Below are 22,983 nucleotides of genomic sequence, written 5' to 3'. Positions count from 1 at the left end.
GGATTGTCGCCGATTTTTAGCTCTGAGCGGATTCTTAGACAGAAGCAGAGGAATCGGTTTAACTCCCTCGAATCCGCGTTCTATTTGTATCGTTGTCTGATACTTTCGGTGAGGAGTTCGTAGAGGCGGGCTACGTTGGGGCGGGGGCGCAGGTACGTTAGGTGGCTGGTGATCACCTGCGTGTCGTGGCGGCGGGCGGGCCCAGTCTGCACATCGGCCGGGTGATCGGCTTCCAGCGCCTTTCTGACCGTTTCCCGAATTAATGGTTTCAGCAGCTCAAATTCGAGGTCTTCATCGTCTGTCATATCTTTTGCTAACGCCATCAGGTGGTTGGTGAAGTTACAGGCCAGCACCGCCGCTACGTGAAGTACCCGCCGTTCGGCCGAATTCACCAGATACACGATCGTGCTCATCTCCTGCCCCATTGTCACTAGCTGCTGCTCCGTTTGGGTGTTATCAGCTTCAATGCAAAGCGGAATCTGTTCAAAATCGAGTAACGCTCGGCCCCGCGAAAATGTCTGTAGCGGATAAAATACGCCTGTTTTCACAGGCACATCGCTGTACACACTCATTAGTTGCTGCAACTTATCGAGCGACAGGCCTCCCGACGTATGCACAAGCGTGGCATTCTCGGGCAGCACCAGGCGGGCACAGACCTCCTCGAGCGCATTGTCGGGTACGGCCAGAATAAACAGTTGCGCTGGATGATCGGCGAGGTTCAGGTCTGCTATCGGCCGGGCATCGTATAGCATCGAGGCCAGCTGTCGGGCATGCGTCAACTGACGGCTGTAGATTGCCAGTATATGGTGGCCTGCGTTTTCAAGGGCCGGGGCCAGATGCCAGGCCACATTGCCTGCGCCAATAAGGGTGATGGTCATTCCGAAAAAGTTTACTACGGTCCGCCGCGCGGTTTTCTGTTTACGGTTTTCTGTTGCTTCGCCAATGAATTACTATTCTCGAAAGCGCAACTGCAAACTGAAGACAGAAAACTGTAAACACCAAAAAGAAAACCTTCACCCGGTTCAACGTGTATATTTGGGTAGACACTCCTGCCCTATGTCCGTTCCTCCGTTTCTGCGCCCTGCTGGCCTTGGTTTATTTTTGATTGGCTTCGCCACGTTTATTTATGTGCTCACGCTCGGCCAGTTCAGGCTCACAAACGAAGTGCTGAAGCAGACGATCAAAACCGAGCATCAGGCCGCGCTCCGGCCCCGGTTTGCGCCACTGCTAAACAAGCCCTATTCCAGTAACCTCCGCTTTATCAGCGATGTCCGGGGCGTCATCAACACCTACAACGGGGAACAGGAGGCCAAACAGAACTGGAAAGCAGTCATCTATGACGATTACCTGTTCGACCTTACCAAACGAAGTACCCTTGGTGGCCCGGCCGATAATGGCGGCTGGTTCTGGCTCAGTATCGGGCTGGCCGCTCTGGGTACGTTGTGCTATGCGCTTCCCCGGCTAAACGACAAACCCGGCATTCGGAACAACGGGATCATGCGCCACCCGGCCACCCATCGTGGCTGGATCGGCATCATCGTGGGTACGTTCCTGATCGGCTTTTACATTCTCCTGTATTTCTACCCCGAATACCTGACCAACTGGACGGCGCTGGTCGACCCGTTTAGCCACGCGCTCAACGGGGGGCCCGCCAGCAAATGGTTTCTCTACGGCTTTCTGTACACTGTCGCCGTAGTGATCATGGGCGTTCGGATGCTGATCAAGTACCGCCACAGTCGGTATCAGCAATACCGAACCTGGTCGGTGATGGCGTTTCAGCTCCTCTTCGCGTTCCTGATCCCCGAAGTGATGAGCCTGCTGAATGCGCCCTACCAAGACCTGAAAAGCATCTGGCCCCTCGATTATGATTTTTTCTTCGATTATGAGATTAATGCCAAACTACAGGCAGGCACACTGGGGATTTTCATGTTCGTCTGGGGCACCGCACTGTCGACCGTAGGTGTGCCAACGATCACGTACTTCGTTGGCAAACGCTGGTACTGTTCGTGGGTCTGTGGCTGCGGTGGGCTGGCCGAAACCCTCGGCGATCCGTATCGGCACCTTTCCGACAAATCATTGAAAGCCTGGAAGATCGAACGCGTGCTGGTGCACTCGGTGTTGGTCTTCGCCGTGGTGATGACCCTGCTGGTGCTGTATAGTTACTTCTCGGGGCAGAGCGCCCTCTTCGGTTTCCTCGATTCCTATAGCGTACGCAAAGCTTATGGATTCCTGATCGGCTCCATCTTTGCCGGGGTGATCGGTACGGGCTTTTATCCGCTCATGGGTAACCGGGTGTGGTGCCGGTTCGGCTGCCCGCTGGCGGCCTATCTGGGCCTCGTTCAGCGGTTCAAATCGCGGTTCCGCATTACTACCAACGGCGGGCAGTGCATCTCCTGCGGCAACTGCTCTACTTACTGCGAAATGGGCATCGACGTGCGGGCCTACGCCCAGCGGGGGCAAGACATCGTACGGTCGTCGTGCGTTGGTTGCGGCATCTGTTCGGCTGTCTGCCCGCGCGGTGTGCTGAACCTGGAGAACGGTCCGGTGAGCACACGAAAAATGTAAGAACGTGGCTGGCAGATTCCTCTATTCGGTGGCAGCTCTGCCACTAGTGGACCACGCGTCGAAAATAATGGAATTTATAAGGAATTTTTATTCGTTTTATCGCGCCCGCTGACAATCCAGGCCTGTTTATTGCTGCAATTTCTGTGTTTTCACCAGCGTCGTCGCTAGCGAAAACAACCCCACCAATGCCAGGGATTTCAGCTCATATGCTTACCTACCTCATCGCTAGTATCTGCTGCCTTTTCAGCTTTATTCCGGGAAATCCCGCCAAACTGCAGGCTCTTCAATCGGTAAAGATTCATGGGAGCTGCCTCAATACGGCCACGAGAGAGCGGTTGAAAAGCAGTGCCTATGTGCTGTACGGGCAGCATAAACTGAAAATAGGCGAAAGCGATGCAACGGGCCGGTTCAACTTGGTTGTGCCGCTCCTGGCCGAAGCTATCCTTTTCGAAGCCGATGGCTTTGCCGCGGCTACTGTTCCGGTAAAATTTAACCAGGGCATATCCGATAATGCCAGATTCAGGCTTACCATAGAAATGAGCGCGCGCAATTGGCAGGCCGTAGCCGTTGCTACCCAGTTGTGTCTCAATTTCGACGCGCCCACCGACATGGAGATCAACTATAAGGTAACGTCGGTCGACAGTAAAGAGCCGGGCGTTTCGTTGAGCGTGAAGCCGGAGTGGAACCAGAAGCAGCCATTAACCAATCTCAACATCGATACCGTCAAGCCCGGAAAGACGTATCTGGTTACAGCCACTTCGCCGGATGGCCAGCTGTTATTTACAAATACCGTGAAGATCAACCCAGGCGCTAATTTTCTGGCCGTCATTATCAACAGCCCGACCACACGTGTTGACAGCCCTGCCATGGAGCAAGTGGCTATAACCAGTGTCAGGACGGCACTACCTGCTGCTGCTCTGCCGGAGGTGCGCCCTGCTAAACTCACCAGCTTCACCACCATCTATTTCGATCAGAGCAGCTATGACTTGCGGGAAGCATCCAAAACGGTGTTAGACTCTGTCTCTTCCATCTTGCTGCAACAGCCGGCCTGCCGCCTGAACGTAATGGGCTATACCGACAACATTGGCAGGCATGATCTGAACGTGATCCTATCCGAGTACCGGGCAAGATCAGTAGCTAACTACTTGAAACAGAAGGGCGTCCGGCCCGATCAGTTAGTTCTTTCAGGAAAAGGGCCCGACTCGCTCGCCGACTCCGATGCTCCCGAAGCCAATCGCCTCAGAAACAGGCGGGTAGTTATTCAGCTTTTACCCAGATAAAGAGGCCTATCTTTGGGAAGTCAACCAATTCAAGGTATGAACTCCTACCTACGATTTGGCCTGCGCGTGTTGATCTGGAGCCTGTTCCTGAGCGTCGCGGTTGGTCATTTTACAACAAGTCTCAATCCGTTTCTAGGGAGTGTCGTTAGCTTTCTTTGCCTGATAGCCGTCGTAGTACAACTCATCCTGTTGCGCCGGAATGGTTTCCTCTATGTGTGCCTCTTCTTCCTGAGCGTAGTAGCGCTTACGTATGGTATCATGTACGTAGACGACCTTCTCTTCGACTATCCCAGACGATACTACTCCATTCATTAACTTGGATCATAGCCTGGCCCAATCCGATTATTAGCCGTTTATAGGGCTGGTTGGCTAACCTTTTTTGCTAGACTTGGGTTGACTCACTGTACTCTTTTGCGGTATTCAGCACCCTATGTCATCCCACAATCGTATTCTCTACTGGTTTCGCAACGACCTGCGGCTTCATGATAATCCGGCCTTTACGGCGGCCTGTACGGAGGCCGCCGAGGTGCTGCCCGTTTACGTTTTCGACCCTAAGCAATTCAGGGAAATCCCCAAACTGGGGATTCGTAAAACGGGCGCTTTTCGGGGCCGTTTTCTCCTTGAGTGCGTGGCCGATCTGCGTGCTTCGCTGCGGTCGCTTGGCGCTGATCTGATCATCCGTGTGGGTGACCCGGCCGTGATGCTGGCCGAGCTGGCCGAAGAGATTGACGCCACCGCTATTTATGCCAGCAAAGAGGTGACCGCCGAAGAAACAGACGTAGAGTCAACGCTGTCGAAACGGCTGAAGCCGCTTAATATCGACATCGATTTCTTCTGGCAAAGCACCCTGTATCACATTCGTGATCTACCCTTTGGCATTGCCAAATTGCCCGACGTGTTTACGCAGTTTCGGACTAGTGTAGAAAGTTACGTTCAGGTACGTGAGCCGGAGCCCGCTCCCGATCAGGTACGTCTGTGTGCGGGTATAGAGACTGGCGAATTGCCAACGCTCAACCAATTCGGCTATATAACTGACGGGCAGCCTGATAAACGGGCATCTATCTCGTTTACAGGTGGTGAAACCGTGGCGCTGGCCCGACTCGAGCACTACTTATGGACGAGCGATCTGATACGTACCTACAAGGATACCCGCAATGGATTGCTTGGGGCAGACTACTCGAGCAAGTTCTCGGCCTGGCTGGCGCATGGGTGTCTCTCGCCCCGGTTGATCTACCAGGAAGTGAAGCGATACGAAAGCGAACGAGGCGCCAACGACTCCACGTATTGGCTGGTTTTCGAGCTGCTATGGCGCGATTTTTTTCGCTTTGTAGCGCTCCGATTTGGCTCCCGTTTATTTAAACCAAGCGGCATTAAACACAATCTGGCAAAACGCTGGCTACACGATCACGCTCTTTTTCAGCGCTGGGCTACCGGTCAGACTGGCATTCCGTTCATTGACGCCAACATGCGCGAACTGAACACCACCGGCTTCATGAGTAACCGTGGCCGACAAAATGCAGGTAGTTTCCTGGTGACTGATCTGGGCATCGACTGGACATGGGGCGCCGCTTATTTCGAGAGCCTGCTGATCGACTATGATCCCTGCAGCAACTGGGGCAACTGGAATTATCTGGCAGGCGTGGGTAATGACCCACGAACCGGCAAAAACGGCCAGGCGCGCTATTTCAATGTGTACACCCAGGCACTGCGGTATGATGCGCAAGGCACTTATGTAAAACACTGGCTACCCGAATTGACTGACGTACCAGTCTCTGCTGTACATCAAGTATCGACACTTACGCCTGAACAGCAAGCTCAGTATGGCGTCATCCTGGGCGATACGTATCCATCGCCCATTGTGGATCCGGCAAAATGGCAATCGCAGTAATACCTTAACAATCTATTAATCTATAGAACTAAAATAGTAATATCTTAATTTTTTGTAACTTATTTACGTAAAGAAGTACACAAAAGGGTCGATTTTTGTCTTTTTTCGGTTTTTTTTCCCATTCCCTCAATATAAAAAATCCAAAGTCTTCCTGGCGTCGTATACCATAAGCTTTCCCGAACAATCGGCGAGAGACTAACCGATTCATATTTCTACGATTATGGAAGAACTTAACACATTGCCCGAGTCGCCGACCCGTGTGGAAGGTGTGGGCCGTCGGTCGTTCCTGCGTTATGTAGGTGGGGCTGCAGTAGTGGGTGGTATCCTGGCATCCTGCACACCAGACGCCAATGACGTAACCGCGACAACAACACCTGGTGGCTACAATTTAAATAAGTATGCTCGCCAAATGAGCAATGGTATTACCGTTAATCTGGGCTCGGGTGAAGTAGCTATTCTTAACTACGCCTACGCCCTGGAACAACTGGAAGCGGCCTATTACGAAATGCTGCTGGCTAACCCATACGAAGGCATGACTTCTATGGAGCGTGCTATGTTCACCGACATTCGCGACCACGAGGTGATTCACCGCGAATTTTTTAAAGCAGCTTTGGGCTCTGCCGCCATTCCTGGTCTGACGCCTAACTTCAGCGGCATCAACTTCAAACAGCGCTCAGTAGCGATCGACGTAGCCCGTCAGTTTGAAGATGTTGGCGTAACGGCCTATAACGGAGCCGGTAAATACCTGAAAACGGTTAACTACCTGGCTACAGCCGGTAAGATCGTGTCGGTTGAAGCTCGTCATGCTTCGATACTGAGCGAAATGCAGTTCCCATTCGAAACTGCTTTTGCAGGCGATACCCCCATTGATGGTCAGGGTCTGGAGCGTTCACGTGAACCAGGTGCTGTGTTGGCTATTGTAGCTCCATTCGTTCAGGAGACTATCACCTACACATTAGGTTAATCAATCTTTTCATCGAACAATAAAGAAACTCAGCAATGAATCTGCAAAATATTCTCAACGAGCTGGAGTCCGTCGATGGCGAGGTTTTCGACCGGATGGCTCATGTATCACGCCGTAACATGTTCAACATGTGGGCGAATAAAGCCGCTAAACTGGCGGTTGCCGGACCGGCTGTTATGGCGGCGGCTATCACTAATTCATACGGACAGTCAGGCTTGCCACAGGCCGTGGTGGATGTACTGAATTTCGCGCTGACGCTGGAGTACCTGGAAGCCGAATTCTACGTTCGTGGCACCGAAACTCCTGGCCTGATTCCAAGCCAGTACATGATGATCTTCCGTCAGATTCGGAAGCACGAAGAAGCACACGTACGGTTGCTGCGGTCGGTACTGGGTGCGCAGGCCGTTGCCAAGCCAACCTTCGATTTCACGGCGAAAGGGGCTTTCCCAACCGTATTCTCTGATTTTCAGACCTATGCAGCGTTATCGCAGGCATTTGAAGACACGGGGGTACGTGCCTATAAAGGTCAGGCGGGTAATCTGATTGCCGCTCCTGCTGTGCTGGAAGTAGCCCTGAACATTCACTCGGTAGAAGCACGTCACGCCGCTCGGATCCGGGCACTGCGCGGCTTTAAAGGCTGGATTACCGAGTCGGATGCCTCGGGTCTGCCAGCCGCTATCTATGCCAATGACAATATTACCGTACAGCTTGGTGTTGAATTAGCTGGCATCGCCGGTAAGTCGCACGCTGCTGTAACGGAATCGTTCGACGAGCCACTGAGCAAAAACGACGTATTGGCCATCGCTGGTCCGTTCCTGGCTTAGTCAGCCTGATCGACATTGCCGAATTCGGCATCAGAACGCCCGGTAGGCCAAGTGCTTGCCGGGCGTTTACTTATTCTGATTTTTGTGTCCTCATGACTATCAGCGTTATCATACCGACGTATAATGAAGTATCCACTATTGAACAGGTAGTTCGCGATCTTCGTAGCTGTTCGCCCCATAGCCACCTTGTTGACATTCTGGTTATCGACGGCGGAAGTACGGATGACACCCCTACCAAAGCGCGGCTGGCTGGCGCCACCGTGTTTACCTGCCCACGACTTGGCCGGGCGGCTCAAATGAACTACGGGGCTCAACAGGCTACTGGCGATGTACTCTACTTTGTTCACGCCGACGTACGGATACACCCCGACTTCATTGACGATATTACACAGGCATTAGCTAGAGGGTATGAAGCGGGCCGGTACAGGTTTCGATTTAACTCCAGGAAGGTCCTTTTACGGGTCAATAGTTATGGTACTCGTTTTAGCGGACTGATGAGCCGGGGCGGTGATCAGACGTTATTTGTTACCCGAACGCTTTTCGACAAACTGGGTGGTTTCGATGAATACTACGTGATCATGGAGGATTTTGACATCATCCGGCGCATTGAAGCGCAGGCCCGGTTTGTGATTATTCCTAAAGACGTTGTTGTGTCGGCCCGCAAATACGAAGCCAATTCCTGGCTGCGTGTTCAACTGGCCAACCTGACGGCGGTTATCCTGTTCGCCTGTAAGGTGCCGCCTGCCCGCATTGCCCGAGTGTACAGGAAATTCCTGAAATAAACGGCCCCTTGAACTGGTCCTCAGGCAACGAACGGCACACCACCGCCTGCTCCCTGAGGATGGTTTATCGCTTAACCAGGTCGTCGGGTTGAAATCCCTGTCGTTTACGCCCTTGCGAATCGATCAGTTCAACCGATTTTACCTGCGGGCTTACCAGCAGTGTCCGGGCCGACTGCGATAGAAATGAGCTACCGTAACTGAATTCCACCTTTTGCTTTTTACCGTCGGCAAAGGTCAGCAGGGCGGTAGCATCGGTAAGATTGAGCCGTATGCGCCTGGTCGGTTTGGTGTTACGAAAAATACACAGCCGCCCCCGGTTCTGAGTGGCTACCAGTAATTCAGAACCTGTATGATCAGTCAGTTGCACTAGCGCCTTAGCGTTTCCAGGTACGTATAGGCCACTACTGGCAATAGACTGAGCCGTGAACTGGCCCTTTCCGTCGCCCCGGAGTACCAGCCCGTTTAGCGCATCGTAGCGGCCAGCCATTACCTCGCCGCTATAGTCATTCCCAACAAGTACCACATCCAGCTTACCATCACGGTCTACATCATCTGTCACCATGCCGAAAATGGGTGCTATCTGGGCCTGCATGGGCAATGCCCGGATGGCGAATGTACCGTCGCCTTTGTTTTCAATATATGCCGATTCCAGGTAGTTAGCTTCCAGCACCAGTGCCTTTTCCCGCTCTTCGGGCGTCAGGAGTTTGTCAACAGTTGCCGTGGCGAAATCTTTGAAATAGGGAAAACGCTTTCGCATCACAATCATCTGTTTGATGAGGTCTTCGCGGCCATGAAACGTATATTCCTGCCGACGGCCATCAGCATCGGGAATGAATATGGTCGGAATGGCATCGTAGAACCCGTTATTGTCGAAGTCGCCCGCATACATACGTACAGGTTCCTCGGTGCTGGCCCGCATCCGGGCATTACGTCCTAGATTTCCGGCGATATAGTCGATATCACCATCACGGTCGAAATCACCGGCAGCCAGTGAGTTCCACCAGCCTTTTGCGTTGGTGAGCCCGTTGATTTGGTTTCGATTCGCCAGTTTACCACCCTCATTTGTCAGCAGCGTAAGTGGCATGAACTCACCAGCCAGCAGCAGGTCCATGTCCCCGTCATTGTCGGGGTCGGTCCATAAGGCATCGCACACCAGCCCGATCTCGTGCAAGACCGGGGCCAGCTGGGCCGTCACATCGGTGAAGCGGGGCCGCCCCGCCCGGCTGTCGTTGCGCAGCAGCAGGCTGGAGGTCGGTTTGGGATACTGGTCGGGCACAACGCGCCCACCGATGAAGAGGTCCAGGTCGCCATCGTGGTCGAAGTCGGCGGCCTTGACGCAGGATTTGCTCAGGGTGCTGGGGGGGAGGGTGCCGGGTGGGGCCAGGGTGAAGGTGGCTGCGCCCTGATTGAGGTAAAGCCGGTCCTGAAAGACGGCGGCGTTGGCCTGTCCTTCCACGCTGCCACTGGCGATGTAGAGGTCCAGGTCGCCATCGGCATCGGCGTCGAAGAGCAACGTACCCATGTCCTCTTCAGGCTTGGCACCAGTTGGAGCCTGCCCCGCCACGGCGGGGTTCCCAGCTGGCAACAGGTCTTTCTGAATGAACGCGCCGGTGGCTGTCTGGATCAAAAAACGACCACTATTCGCCGTTGAACCGCCAATGAACAGATCATCCAGGCCGTCACCGTTTACATCACCGACCGACGCGCCCGGTCCAAACTGGGACAATTTATGGGGTAGCAGCTTCTGCGAGTTGAAATCAATATATTCAGGCTCCTGATGCTGAAAGACTACGTTCAGTGAATCGGTTATTTCATGGAACAGACTGGCGGGCGGGTTGAGAGGTGGCGACAGCGGCTCGGTGGCGTGGCGAATATCAGCCGTCAGGACCTGATTGGCTTTCACATTGCGCAACGTCTGCTGGCGGGCAGGCTGGCCGTCGTGGGCAGGCCAGATAATCCGTACTTCGTTGATTGTTTTTACCCCACCCAGGCCAAAATGGGCAACGGGCTCAACCGTTGATAAATACCCCCGATACGGGCTGTGTTCGTATACCTGCTGCTGGTCGCGTTCTTTCCCATACCGCAGCTCAACAAACGCACCTAATCCCATTCTGTTCGAGGCCGACCCGACAAACTTCACCCGCAGGTAGTTGGCCTTGTCGGCATGCTGTTCGCTGAGGTTGTTACGGTAGACAAAGGCCGAATCATTGATGTTGTTGACCACGTAATCCAGATCACCGTCGTTGTCCAGATCGCCGTAAGCAGCTCCGTTCGAGAACGAGGGTACATCAATACCCCAATCCTGGGTCACATTCGAAAACGTCAGATCGCCATTGTTGCGGAAAGCGTAGTTACTGATCTTGACTACCGGAATCTGGGCCAGCGTATAATCTTTAGTGGCTACTTTCCCGTTTTCGGCCCGGAACGTCATGAAGTCCCGATCAGTCACGTCTTTTGGAAAACCGTTTGTGATCAGCAAATCGCGGAAACCGTTGTTATCAAAATCAATGACCATCGGTGCCCAGCTCCAGTCGGTTTCGGCTACGTCGGCCAGCAGGCTGATCTCACTGAAGGCCGGTGTGAGCGCCTTAGGGCGCTTTCCCTGGTTGAGTTGCAGCGTATTACGCACCACCTGGTAATTATACTTAAACTCGTCGTTGTTCAGGTACGTCTGGTAGCTGTTGACCGCCAGCATCATCTTTTTCCGATAATTATCGCGGGGCATCATGTCAACGGCAATCACATCAACCAGGCCGTCATTGTTAATATCGGTCACGTCGTTACCCATGGCCGTGTTGCTGGTATGCTTAAAGGTTTCGCCAGCCCGGTCGGTAAAGGTGCCGTCGTGGTTGTTGATGTACAACAGATCATCTGACAGGTAATCGTTTGTTACGTAGATATCTTTCCAGCCATCCCGGTTTATATCGACGATATTGAGCCCAAGCCCGTAGCCGTCATGTATGATCCCGGCCTGTTCCGACACGTTGGTAAACACCGGGTGCCCTAGTTTCGGATCGGGATCATTGCGATACAGTCGGTCCGTATTTAGCGACGACCCATCGTTGACTTTCGCCCGGTATACATTGGGATAATCGTCGATGCGGTCGGTGAGCAGGTAAAGATCCAGATCACCATCGTTGTCGTAATCGAAGAAAGCAGCGTGGGTTGTGTGGCTGTTATCAGCAATACCGTATTCGCTGGCCATTTCCTTAAAAACGGGCTTTCCGTTGCGTATGCCCTGATTTACATACAGCAGATTCTCCCGTTGCCGGTCGTTTTTGCTAAGGGTTGCGCTCACGTATATATCCAGCCAGCCATCGTTGTTGATATCTATCAGCGACGTACCTGAGCACCATTTCCCATTGCCGGTGACGCCCGCATTCTGCGTAATGTCGTCAAACTTCATATCGCCTTTGTTGAGGAAAAGACGATTGGTCACCAGGTTTCCGGTGAAGAAAATATCGGGCAGGCTGTCATTATTGAAGTCACCCAGGGCAACGCCCCCCCCGTTATAGAAATACTCCACATCCAGGATACTCAATGAGTCAGACTCATTGACCCGGTTGGCGAAAGTGACACCGGTGTCCTTGGCAGCGAGAAGGGAGAATAATGGTTGCGATGATGACTGACAAGCCACTGCAAACCAGGCTATACCAACGGAAACAAGAAGGGGAAGTGAACGGATCGACATACGAAAAACAAAATAATTACCGAGTAAAGTACACAAATAAAACCTTAAAATCCTATTAAATAATTTATAGGACTAGTTATTTATACAAGAAAACGCAGCTAAATCAATATAATTTCTAGGTATAAAATTTTTATGTTTCCAAGTAAATACTTACGAATTATTGTGTCTAATATTTTTTATATCACAATATATATCGCGTTGTATTTTTATTGTAAAAAAAATAATTTATAAATCAATTCTCTATCTAATAGATTCACTGTCAGTGACTTATAACGATAAAATAAAATCTACTTGATTAATAATTGAATTTTAATGTCAGAACTAAGTTAAAAAAAATCAAAATATACTTTAACATATAGATGTATTAATATACATTGATTCGTTTTCACATTTTAATGGTCTCAGCCATATGAACACAAAATTTTACAATTCCTTCAGGTATATATTACTGGGGGCATTCGTACTACTCTGGAGCACGAGTGTGATGGCACAGGATCGCCGGGTAACCGGGACAGTGACTAGTAATACTGACCCGGTTCCTGGTGCTACTGTTGTTGTCAAGGGAACAACCGTGGGTACTACTACAGATGCCAACGGGGCATTTGCCCTTACACTGCGTGGTTCGGCAGATGTTATTACAGTGTCGGCCATTGGTTACAAATCAACAGACGTGACCATTGGTACCCGCACAACAGTGGCTGTTCAGCTACAGGAAGAGGCCTCAACGCTGAACGAAGTGGTGGTAACGGGTTACTCTACCGACAGCAAGCGCGACAACACCGGTGCAGTATCGACGGTGAAGTCACGTGACCTGGCTGTAGTTCCTTCGGCCAACGTAGAAACGCAGTTGCAGGGTCGTGTAGCCGGGGTAACGGTTATTGCCAGCGGTCAGCCTGGGGCTAACAACACCATCCGGGTACGTGGTTTTGGTGCTTTTGGCGGTAATCAGCCTCTCTACGTTGTTGACGGGGTGCCTACGGGTGGTATTGGTAACCTGTCTCCCGACGACATCGAGACAACTACTGTCTTGAAAGATGCGGCGGCGGCTTCTATTTATGGTGCACGGGCGGCCAACGGCGTGATCGTAGTAACGACGAAAAAAGGGCAGCGCAAAACGCAGCGTCTGACGGTATCGTATGATGGGTTATATGGCATTACCGATCCAGGTAAAGCACCAGCCGTCCTGAATCCGCAGGAACAGGCCGACTGGACCTGGAATGCTGTGCGGAACAGAATCCTGGCTAATGGTGGCACGATTGGCCCGAACAGTTTTACGGGGATCGCCAGCGGACAGTATGGCCAGGGCCTTACCCCTGTATTGCCCGAATACCTGCAGGTTGGCAACCGTTTTGGGGTAACTGGTGGTGTCGATCTGGCTGCTGAACGGGCCAAGTATAACGTTGATGCCTCGCTTGGCGGCATCTATCAGGTAACCCGGGCCAATCAGGCTGGTACAGACTGGTACAAGGCTATCACGCGCACTGCGCCGATAATGCGCCACACACTGGGCTTCTCGGGTGGTAGTGAAAGCAGCCGGTATTATATAAGCGTCAGTCAGCAAACGCAGGCGGGTATTCTGCTGAACAATAACTTCAGCCGCTACACCTTCCGGGCAAACTCAGAATTCGATATTCTGAAAAACAAAAAACTACGCTTTGGCGAAAACCTGCAGGCAACCTATATCGACAACTCTGGTCAGGTAGGTGGTAACGCCGGTCAGAACCTGTCGCAGGAAGAAAGCGATATCCTGACGGCCTTCCGGATTGCGCCAATCATCCCTGTATACGACGTATTCGGTGGGTATGCGGGTACGGCAGCAAAAGGGTTCAACAACCCTGTTAACCCGGTAGCTGCCCGCGACGGAGCGAAGAACAACCGGAACTTCAACATCGGATTCTTTGGCAATGCTTACCTGGAATATGACATCATTCCTGACCTGACCATCCGTAGCAGCATTGGTGGCGCCTTGTCGAACTATTACAACAAGACTACTTCGCGCAACACCTACGAAAACGCAGAAGGCAATAATGGTGGCTTCCGCATCAACGAAGGAGCCGGTTACAGCATTGCCTGGACGTTTACGAATACAGCTCAGTACAAGCGTAAATTCGACATCCACAGCATTGACCTGTTAGCTGGTCTGGAAGCACTGAATACCGGTTTCGGGCGTAACCTGAGCGGTGTGGGCCTGAACCCGTTCTCAACGGATCCGAACTATGCCAACATCACGACCTCAGCGGCCTCTGGCCGGCAATCGAACAGCGATCTGTTTAGCGGGGTGAACTTCTATTCACAGTTTGCCCGGGTTAACTACAGCCTCCTCGATAAGTACATCATTACGGGTGTGATTCGTCGTGATGGTTCGTCACGCTTCGGTGCCACTAACCGGTATGGGGTGTTCCCCGCTATCTCGGCAGCCTGGCGTTTATCGGCCGAGCCGTTCATGAAAGATGTTCCTTTCGTAACGGATCTGAAAATTCGTGGTGGCTGGGGTCAAATGGGTAACTCAAACAACGTGGACCCCAACAACCAGTATAGCCTTTACCAGTCGAACATTGCCAACTCGTACGATATCGGGGGTACTAACTCAGCCGTTGATGCGGGCTTCTACCGGAGCCGAATTGGTAACCCCGATGCTAAATGGGAAACCAGTACCACCACCAACCTGGGTATTGATGGTTCGTTCCTGAATGGTAAACTGGACGTGATCTTCGACATCTGGCGGAAAGACACCAAAGACCTGCTGTTCCAGGTGCCCATTCCGGGTGTAGTTGGCCAACGTGCCACAGCGCCATCGGTTAATATTGCCAGCATGCGCAACCAGGGTATCGACGTTCAGGTAATTACCCGTGGTAATGTAGCGGCCAGCGGTGTGGGGTATGAATTGAACGTAACGGGTAGCTTCCTGCAAAACCAGATTCAGTCGCTGGCTCCAGGTGTTCCTTATTTCGACGTAGCGCCAGGTACAAACCGGTTATCGTTACCAGAAACCCGGAACGCGCCAGGCCAGCCTCTGGCTTCGTTCTTCGGCTATAACGTGATTGGCTTGTTCCAGACAAGAGAAGAGATCAACTCTGCCCCAACGCAGGAAGGTGCAGGTCTGGGTCGTTTCCGGTACCAGGACGTAAATGGTGACGGCAAAATTGACAACAGCGACCGCACGTTCCTGGGCAGTCCAGTGCCCAAGTTCACTGGTGGTGTAAACCTTCGCGTGACATTCAAAGGATTTGACCTGGCAACGTACCTGTATGCGTCTCTGGGCAATAAGATCTTCAACATGTCGAAATGGTTCACCGATTTCTATCCATCGTTCTCAGGGGCCGCTATCAGCGCACGGGTAAAAGACTCATGGACACCGACGAACACCAACACCACGCAGCCAATTTTCGAGGATGTTGCCAACTTCAGCACCAACAACGTACCTAACTCTTTCTACGTTGAGAACGGTTCGTACCTGCGGATGCAGAACGTCACGATCGGTTACACCCTGCCCCCTGCTTTGCTTGGCAAGATTGGCCTGAGCCGTGTGCGTTTCTCGCTGGCAGCCAACAACATCTTTACCGTAACGGGCTACAAAGGTCTGGACCCAGGTGTTGGTGGAGCAGCTGACCAGAACTTCGGTATCGACGTGGGTAACTACCCTATTACGCGCAGCTACAACGCTGGTCTCAGCATCGGTTTCTAACACTGTCAATTGGTCTGGTCGCCCACCAGTACAGGCTGATCAGACCAAACACTCACGAATTATCTGTTACAAACATTAGTACAATGAAAAAGACATTCATAACAGGGATTGGCACGGTGCTGATGCTGACGGGCATTTCAATAGCCTGTAAAGATTCGTTTCTGAACGTGGCACCGACTGGTCAGTTGGTAAACACGCTCCTGACGACCAGCAACGGCTTGCAGGGCCTTCTGATCAGCGCCTATGCTGAATTGAACGGCCGGGGCTATACGCAAACGGCCAGCCCTACCAACTGGGTATATGGCAGTATTATGGGCGGCGATGCCAACAAAGGATCTGACCCCGCCGACTTCAACGCGATCACGCCCTTTGAAACGTATCTGATCAATGCCTCCAGCGCCGAAGTGAACTCTCGCTGGCAGATGCTTTATGAAGGTGTAAGCCGGGCCAACTCGGTGCTTCGGCTCATTCCATCGGCCGACCCTACTGTCACGGCTGCCATTAAGCAGCAAGTGTCGGGAGAGGCTCGTTTCCTGCGTGGTCTGTATTATTTCGATCTGAAGCGGACTTTCAACATGGTACCTTACATCGACGAAACTGTCGATTACGGTGCCGGCATCACAACGGTTCAGAACAACACGGACATCTGGCCAAAAATTGAAGCCGATTTCAAATACGCCTACGACAATCTGGCAGAAACAAATTCGCAGGCTGGACGGGCCAACAAATGGGCAGCGGCAGCTTACCTGGCTAGAACGTACATGTATCAGAAGAAATACACGGAAGCGAAAGCGTTGTATGATCTGATCATTGCCAACGGCAAAACGACCAATGGCAAAAAGTATGGGCTGGTGCCTCAGTACGCCCAAGTGTTTAATGCCGCCAACGAGAACAGCGAAGAAGCCGTTTTCTCGACGCAGAACGTTGCAAACGCCGGTAGTTCAGATGCCGCCTCTGGCGACTTGAACCTGAACTATCCGTATAGCGCGGGGATTGGTGCTACTTGCTGCGACTTTTTCAAGCCCAGCTTTGACCTGGCTAACTCGTTCCGGACAAATGCCAACGGGCTACCCGTTGATATTGCCCTGGCTAACGGTGCCTACGATAACAGCGCAAATGAGATAAAGACCGATATGGGTCTGCTGCCCGGTGATCCGTTTACGCCAGACGCTGGTAACCTGGACCCACGCTTAGACCATACGGTTGGCCGTCGGGGTATTCCTTACCTGGATTATGGCGATTTCACCAGCGCATGGACTCGTAACCAGGCATTCGGTGGTCCTTACTCTACGAAGAAGTACGTTTTCTATCTGGCCCAACAGGGTAAGGTTGCCGACGTATCGAACTGGACAAAAGGCTGGTCAGCCACTAACATAGTCCTGATGCGTTATTCAGATGTGCTGCTGATGGCTGCTGAGGCTGAAGTAGAAGTTGGTAGCCTTGCGAAGGCCATGGAATACACGAACCTGGTTCGTACACGCGCAGCTAACCCAGCTGGTTTTGTGATGACAGCGGCTGGCCAACCGGCGGCTAAGTATGTAATCAGCGTGTATCCGGCGGCATCCTTTGCTTCGCAGGCACTGGCCCGGTCAACGGTACGGTTCGAGCGCAAACTCGAACTGGCTGAAGAAGGTCAACGGTTCTTCGATTTGGTTCGCTGGGGTATTGCCGAGCCAACCCTGACGGCCTTCCTGACATACGAGAAAACCAAGTTGTCGAATGCATACAGCGGGGCGGTGTTCACCGCAGGTAAAAATGAATACCTGCCGTTGCCACAAACTCAAATTGACCTGCAGGGCACCAGCGTGCTGAAGCAAAACCCTGGCTATTAATCCAGGTACGTTAGTGCCAGTAAAAGGGCCGGCTTCTTAGGAGGCTGGCCCTTTTTTGTTGGCCGAACAGTAGCAAATCAATGCGTTGCTTCCGCCAGACACAGGAAGGAACTCATGAAAGCAAATTGCGCTATTCCCGGTCCCTAACGCACTTTGCAAGACCTTGGTAGTTTGCGGCCCTTGCATACGTTATGCTGTCTGGATACGATGCATTCAGACCCATAAGGTACTGTGCCAGATCAAGCCGGCGAGCTAGGTTATAGCAGAGTAAACTTAACCGCTCATCCAACCATAAGCCCCAACAAAAAAGTGGGCTGGTACAATGACCAGCCCACTTTTCAAAGTTCGACTTATAGCTGACTACTGCTTAGAACCCTGGGTTCTGCTTCAATACGCTAGTGCCTTGAATATCGATCTGTGCCTGGGGTACAGGTAGCAGTTCGTTTTTACCTGCCGTAAACGTTGCACCACCCAGTGTAGTTGGGAGCCGCTCTTTGGCTCCTTCATACTGCAAGTAGGCGTTGATCGTTGTTGCGGCAATACCCCAGCGAACCAGGTCGAAGAAACGGTGCCCTTCATCACCCAGCTCCAAGCGACGCTCGAAACGCACGGCCGTAGTAGCCGAGGCTTTGTTGGCAAATACAGAAGCAGGATACGGACTGATCGTATACTTAGCAGCAGGTTTACCGCCAGATGCAACAAAGCCGGCAGGGTTAGCAGCCCGGTTACGCACCAGGTTAACATATTCCATCGCCTTGGTGAGGCTACCTACTTCAATTTCAGCTTCAGCAGCCATCAGCAGCACATCGGCGTACCGGATAATGGGTACGTTAAGCGCTGTATAACCAGGTGTCCATGAGCTGTTGTCCTGTAAGGAACCAACGTCCGACTTGTAATATGTGAACTTCTTGGGCGAGTAAGGGCCACCGTTTGGCTGGTTACGAATCCAGTCGGCACCTGGGTGATTCTGCCAGTCGAGGTAAGGAATACCCCGACGACCGATCGTGTGGTCAATCCGTGGATCGAGGTTACCAGCGTCAGGCGTGAAAGCATCTTTCGACAAGATACCCATGTCCGTTTTTACCGCGTTGGCAGCTGAGTTATATGAACCATCAAGCAACGGGAGGCCGTTGGCATCTGTACGGAACGAGTTTCCGTATTCGAAGCTTGGCTGGTTGAATCCGCAGCAGTTACCTGGACCGTTTGGACCGGTGTTGTATGGGAAGTTCAGGTCAAACTCTGGGTTGGCGTTGTTTACACTACCCGTGTTGGCAGCAGCCTGAATAGCGAAGATCGACTCTTCATTGTTGTCATTCGACGCTCTGAAAAGATCCGCATACTTAGCAACGAGGCCATATTTCTTTCCGTTTGCTGTTTTACCATTGGCAATGATCAGATCGAAAAGCGCTTTTGCTTCGGTGTATTTTTTCTGATAGAGATACACTTTAGCCAGTTGAGAAGCCGCGGCCCATTTGTTCACCCGACCAGCAGCTGCCTGTGTTTCTGGCAGGTTATCGTAGGCGAACTTAGCATCAGCTTCAATTTTTGGCCATAAGCTCGTACCATTGGCTACTTTCTCGATACCAGTACCATAATCAACTGTTTCATCGATATATGGCGCTCCATCACCAAACAGGCGTTTCAGATCGAAATAATACAGACCACGCAGGAAACGAGCTTCAGCGCCGATCCGCTTCTGATCATCAGCCGACATGTCAGCCGGTGGAGTCTTCAGGAGATTCAGCGTGGTGTTAGCCCGGCTAATGCCTTCGTACTTCCGCTGCCATGTACCGCCGATCTCACCGCTCGACGAGTTGGTCTCGAAGCGCTGGTGTGGGTTGATCGTTGAGAAGTCACCCGGGTCAGTGCCTTTGTTGGCATCACCACCACGAATACCACCCCACACCCAGTTATTGAAAGACGCCAGACGATCGCCACGACCGTTCAGGATTGAGTATGCAGCAATCAAAGACCCTTCGATACCTGCTTTTGAACTAAGCTGAGCCCCAGCCAACTGTCCGGTAACGGGCACTTCCAGGAAAGTGTCTTTACAGGAAACAGTCACTAAGCCCAGGGTAGTAGTAACCCCTAGAATTAAGAGTTTTATATTGTTTCTCATTGTGTGATTAAGTTTTGAACGGGTAAAAATCCCTTTGTCATTAGAATGCCAGCGATACACCGCCCAGTACGCTACGAGTGATCGGGTAGTTACCCACATCGATACCGAAGTTCGTATCAGCGTTACCACCAACACTTGGATCAAGGCCCTGGTATTTCGTGATCGTAAACAGGTTGTTCGTTGACACAAACACGCGCAGACGCTGCAGTTTAGTGCGAGTCAACAGGCTGCTGGGCAGATTGTAGCCGATTGACAGGTTCTGCATCCGGAAATATGAGCCGTCCTCCACATAGTATGAGTTCGACTGTGTATTGGTGCTGAAGTTAGACGCCGACTCGAAAATGGGGATAGTAGCCGATGTGTTTGTCGTTGACCACGAGTTTTTCACACGGTTGCTGATGGCAGCACCAGCAAACGATGGATAGAAATCGGTGAACCATTTCGATTGATTGAAAATTTTGTTCCCAATCGACGTGTAACCGTACATTTCGATATCAAATGCTTTGTACGTGAACTTCAGGTTCAAACCACCCGTGAATTTTGGCACTGGGCTTCCCAGGTACGTGCGGTCATCAGCGGTGATCTTACCGTCACCGTTGATATCAGCATACCGGAAACGGCCTGGAGCAGCACCTTCCTGAGTGGGAGCACCATCTACTTCAGCTTTGCTCTGGAATAAGCCTAACACCTGATAGCCATAGAAAGCAGACAGCGAATAACCCAGTTGGTTACGAATCGGGTTGATACCACGGAAGGCAGGGTTTACGGTAGTCAGGTACGTGATACCAGGAGCCAGCGAAACAATTTTATTGCTCAGGAAGCTAGCTGTTACGTTGGCTTCATAGCCCACTTCTGGACCAATTTTACCACGTCCAATCACCTGAATATCAATACCCTGGTTGCGCATCTCACCAATGTTAACGGCAGGAGCAGAAGCGTAGGTACCAATTACGTCAGGAATGGGCACCTGGAACAGCAGGTCTTTGGTGTCTTTCCGCCAGATATCGAACACCACTTCTAAGCGGTTGTTGAAGAATGAACCATCAATACCAATGTTGCTGGTGATCGACGTCTCCCATTTAGCATCGGGGTTACCAATCCGTGACCGGTAATAACCGTCAACTGTGCTTGAGTTAGAGCCGTTGATGTCATAAGCCGAGTTACCCAGGCTAGCAGCGTAGAGGCTGTACTGGTTGTTGGGATCTACGTTATTCGAGTTACCCATCAGACCATAACCGCCGCGCAATTTCAGATCCGTTACCCAGGGTAAATTTTTCATGAATGGCTCTGACGACATACGCCAGGCAACAGACGCCGCAGGGAATACACCGTACCGATTGTTGGCCCCAAAGCGTGACGAACCATCGCGACGAATCACACCCGTTACAATGTACTTGTCATTGTAAACATAGTTTACCCGGCCAAACAGCGAGTAAAAATTAACGCCTTTAAACTGACCGCTACCGACCGTACGACCTGTGGAGGCTACCGTATTCAGCGTAATATAGTTCGGGTCAATTGAGAATGGGTTCTGACCATTCCCGTTGATATTCCTACCAGCACCTGTGTTCAGGGCTTCCTGACCAACGATTACGTCAACAGCGTGTTGGCCAAACTTCCGCTTGTAGGATGCCGTGTTGGTCAATGTCCAACCAAACGAGTATCCGCTGCCTTCGTTGTAGCCAAAGGCCGAGTTGTTTTCAGAGTTTTCGTACTGCAACCGGCTATAACCGTAGCTGTAGAAGTTGTTGTACTGGCCACCAAGGCTGCTCCGCAGCGTCAGGTGCTCGATTGGGTCAACTTCCAGGTAGAGGTTACCGAAACCGTTTACGTTAAAGTTACGGTCGTTAGCCTGACCAGCGCGTGAGGCAACTGGGTTACGCGGGTTGTTGAATCCTTTCGCTGCTGTACCGGCATAGCCACCAAATTCGTCATATACTGGAATGATCGATGGCATACGGAATGCCTGGAGGATGTCATTCTCATCGGCTGCTACACCCTGGCCACCGCTGCCACCACCCTGACCTAATATAGACAGGTATGTGAACTGGAGGTTTTCACCGATACGAACTCTCTTACCTAGGTCGAACTCAGTATTTGCACGGAATGTGTAGCGGCTAAAGTTGTTATTTAGCAGGATACCGGCCTGATCTTGAGCACTTAAGCCAACATAATAACGAGCAGACTCACCGGCTCCCGAGAAGCCAAGGCTATGCCGCTGAACGGGAGCTACCCGCGTAATTGCTTTATACCAGTCTGTACCTTCTTTATTGGCTTTTACTACCTGATAGATAGCACCAGCTTTGGGATCGACATTGTATTTCAGTTTAGCCGCAGCTAAGTCAACCGACCCTACTACGCCAGCAGCACCACCAACGTTAATATAGTCGGGGATAACAGGCGTTGAACCCGTGCCAAATTGAGGGTGACTGAATGAAGGCGTAGTGCCGTTCTGCAAGGCTGTATTGCGGGCAGCATTCCAGGTCCAGGTAGCAAAATCCGTTGGATTCATCATCGACTGGCCGGTACCCGGGTCAGTTACACCATATTGGCCATCGTAGCTCACCTGCATCTTGCGAGCTGTTTTTGAGCCTTTACGGGTTGTAATAACGATTACACCGTTGGCAGCACGTGCTCCATAAATAGAGGCAGCGGCCGCATCTTTCAGTACGGTTGTTGTTTCTACGTCGCCGGGTGCCACAATGTTTACTGAACCTACTGGTACCCCATCAACTACGTAAAGCGGTTCGTTACCACCGAAGGCACCAAAACCACGCACACGTACCTGACTGCTCGTGCCTGGCTGTCCGTTTGAAATAACGGTCAGACCCGATACCCGGCCCTGCAACTGCTGTTCTACGTTACCTGAAGGCGTTACCTGAAGTGCACGTGCTTTTACGGTTGATACGGCACCTGTTACATTTCTACGGTCATCCGTGGTATAACCCGTCACTACGATTTCGTTCAGCACGGATGCATCTTCAGCCAGTGTGACATCGACACTCGTACGGTTTCCTACTGTTACTTCCTGTGTTTTGAAGCCAATTCCAGAAAAAACAAGCACATCGCTATTCCCACGCAAGTTGAGGCTATACCCGCCGTCTGCATCCGTAGATGTACCGGTTGAGGTGCCCTTTATTACGACGTTGATACCCGGCACCCCGCCATCGGGACCGGTAACGCGCCCATTAACGCGCCGGCTCTGAGCGAAAGTGCTTACTCCTGCGAGTAAAAACACCATGCACAGGCAAGTAATTTGTAGAAGCTTGCTTCTCATGTAGAAAGAGGTTTTAAAAAGTTAATTATGCTTGTGAGTATATCCCTTAAATGCATAGGACATACCCGGTACTTTA

Annotated in this window: 13 protein-coding genes; 9 read left to right on the top strand and 4 right to left on the bottom strand. The window is 51.7% G+C overall.

Annotated elements, in window-relative coordinates; genetic code table 11:
* Positions 1 to 80 precede the first annotated feature (80 nt).
* Positions 81 to 878 carry a Rossmann-like and DUF2520 domain-containing protein gene (locus tag ACAW75_RS14290; RefSeq protein WP_370729407.1) on the bottom strand — a complete coding sequence of 266 codons (798 nt, stop codon included), beginning with the start codon at positions 876 to 878 and terminating at the stop codon, positions 81 to 83.
* Between the two features lie 178 nt (positions 879 to 1,056).
* On the opposite strand from ACAW75_RS14290, the gene ACAW75_RS14285 reads away from it, so the two are divergent.
* The 7 genes from ACAW75_RS14285 to ACAW75_RS14255 all read left to right on the top strand — a co-directional run bounded on the left by ACAW75_RS14285 (position 1,057) and on the right by ACAW75_RS14255 (position 8,303).
* Positions 1,057 to 2,565, top strand: a complete 1,509-nt coding sequence (locus ACAW75_RS14285; protein ID WP_370729406.1) for a 4Fe-4S binding protein — start codon at positions 1,057 to 1,059, stop codon at positions 2,563 to 2,565.
* A 206-nt stretch (positions 2,566 to 2,771) separates the two neighbouring features.
* Positions 2,772 to 3,845 carry an OmpA family protein gene (locus ACAW75_RS14280; protein WP_370729405.1) on the top strand — a complete coding sequence of 358 codons (1,074 nt, stop codon included), beginning with the start codon at positions 2,772 to 2,774 and terminating at the stop codon, positions 3,843 to 3,845.
* A gap of 36 nt (positions 3,846 to 3,881) precedes the next feature.
* The gene (locus ACAW75_RS14275) at positions 3,882 to 4,160 is read left to right on the top strand and encodes a hypothetical protein (protein ID WP_370729404.1); all 279 of its coding nucleotides are present in this window, start codon (positions 3,882 to 3,884) and stop codon (positions 4,158 to 4,160) included.
* 115 nt (positions 4,161 to 4,275) lie between these two features.
* Positions 4,276 to 5,733: a DASH family cryptochrome gene (locus ACAW75_RS14270; protein ID WP_370729403.1), complete on the top strand. Its 1,458-nt coding sequence runs from the start codon at positions 4,276 to 4,278 to the stop codon at positions 5,731 to 5,733.
* 220 nt (positions 5,734 to 5,953) lie between these two features.
* Positions 5,954 to 6,697 carry a ferritin-like domain-containing protein gene (locus tag ACAW75_RS14265; protein ID WP_370729402.1) on the top strand — a complete coding sequence of 248 codons (744 nt, stop codon included), beginning with the start codon at positions 5,954 to 5,956 and terminating at the stop codon, positions 6,695 to 6,697.
* Between the two features lie 35 nt (positions 6,698 to 6,732).
* Positions 6,733 to 7,521 carry a ferritin-like domain-containing protein gene (locus tag ACAW75_RS14260; protein ID WP_370729401.1) on the top strand — a complete coding sequence of 263 codons (789 nt, stop codon included), beginning with the start codon at positions 6,733 to 6,735 and terminating at the stop codon, positions 7,519 to 7,521.
* 92 nt (positions 7,522 to 7,613) lie between these two features.
* Positions 7,614 to 8,303, top strand: a complete 690-nt coding sequence (locus ACAW75_RS14255; RefSeq protein WP_370729400.1) for a TIGR04283 family arsenosugar biosynthesis glycosyltransferase — start codon at positions 7,614 to 7,616, stop codon at positions 8,301 to 8,303.
* Positions 8,304 to 8,367: 64 nt separating this feature from the next.
* Here ACAW75_RS14255 and ACAW75_RS14250 read toward each other — a convergent pair whose 3' ends face one another.
* Positions 8,368 to 11,994 (bottom strand): CRTAC1 family protein, encoded by a 3,627-nt coding sequence (locus tag ACAW75_RS14250; RefSeq protein ID WP_370729399.1) that lies wholly within the window; start codon positions 11,992 to 11,994, stop codon positions 8,368 to 8,370.
* Between the two features lie 409 nt (positions 11,995 to 12,403).
* On the opposite strand from ACAW75_RS14250, the gene ACAW75_RS14245 reads away from it, so the two are divergent.
* Both ACAW75_RS14245 and ACAW75_RS14240 read left to right on the top strand, forming a co-directional pair.
* Positions 12,404 to 15,679 carry a SusC/RagA family TonB-linked outer membrane protein gene (locus tag ACAW75_RS14245; protein WP_370729398.1) on the top strand — a complete coding sequence of 1,092 codons (3,276 nt, stop codon included), beginning with the start codon at positions 12,404 to 12,406 and terminating at the stop codon, positions 15,677 to 15,679.
* Positions 15,680 to 15,762: 83 nt separating this feature from the next.
* Positions 15,763 to 17,511, top strand: coding sequence for a RagB/SusD family nutrient uptake outer membrane protein (locus tag ACAW75_RS14240; RefSeq protein ID WP_370729397.1), 1,749 nt, complete (start codon positions 15,763 to 15,765; stop codon positions 17,509 to 17,511).
* 367 nt (positions 17,512 to 17,878) lie between these two features.
* Here the strand turns inward: ACAW75_RS14240 and ACAW75_RS14235 are convergent, their stop codons facing one another.
* Together ACAW75_RS14235 and ACAW75_RS14230 are read right to left on the bottom strand one after the other, a co-directional pair.
* Positions 17,879 to 19,630, bottom strand: coding sequence for a RagB/SusD family nutrient uptake outer membrane protein (locus ACAW75_RS14235; protein WP_370729396.1), 1,752 nt, complete (start codon positions 19,628 to 19,630; stop codon positions 17,879 to 17,881).
* 40 nt (positions 19,631 to 19,670) lie between these two features.
* Positions 19,671 to 22,871 (bottom strand): SusC/RagA family TonB-linked outer membrane protein, encoded by a 3,201-nt coding sequence (locus ACAW75_RS14230; RefSeq protein ID WP_370729395.1) that lies wholly within the window; start codon positions 22,869 to 22,871, stop codon positions 19,671 to 19,673.
* Between the last annotated feature and the right edge of the window lie 112 nt (positions 22,872 to 22,983).

Origin of the sequence: Fibrella arboris, from assembly GCF_041321095.1 — a bacterium.
In the GTDB taxonomy this organism is placed as follows: Bacteria; Bacteroidota; Bacteroidia; order Cytophagales; family Spirosomataceae; genus Fibrella; species Fibrella arboris.
The sequence above is the reverse complement of the archived record's forward strand: the minus strand, read 5'-3'. Positions and strand labels throughout refer to the sequence as shown.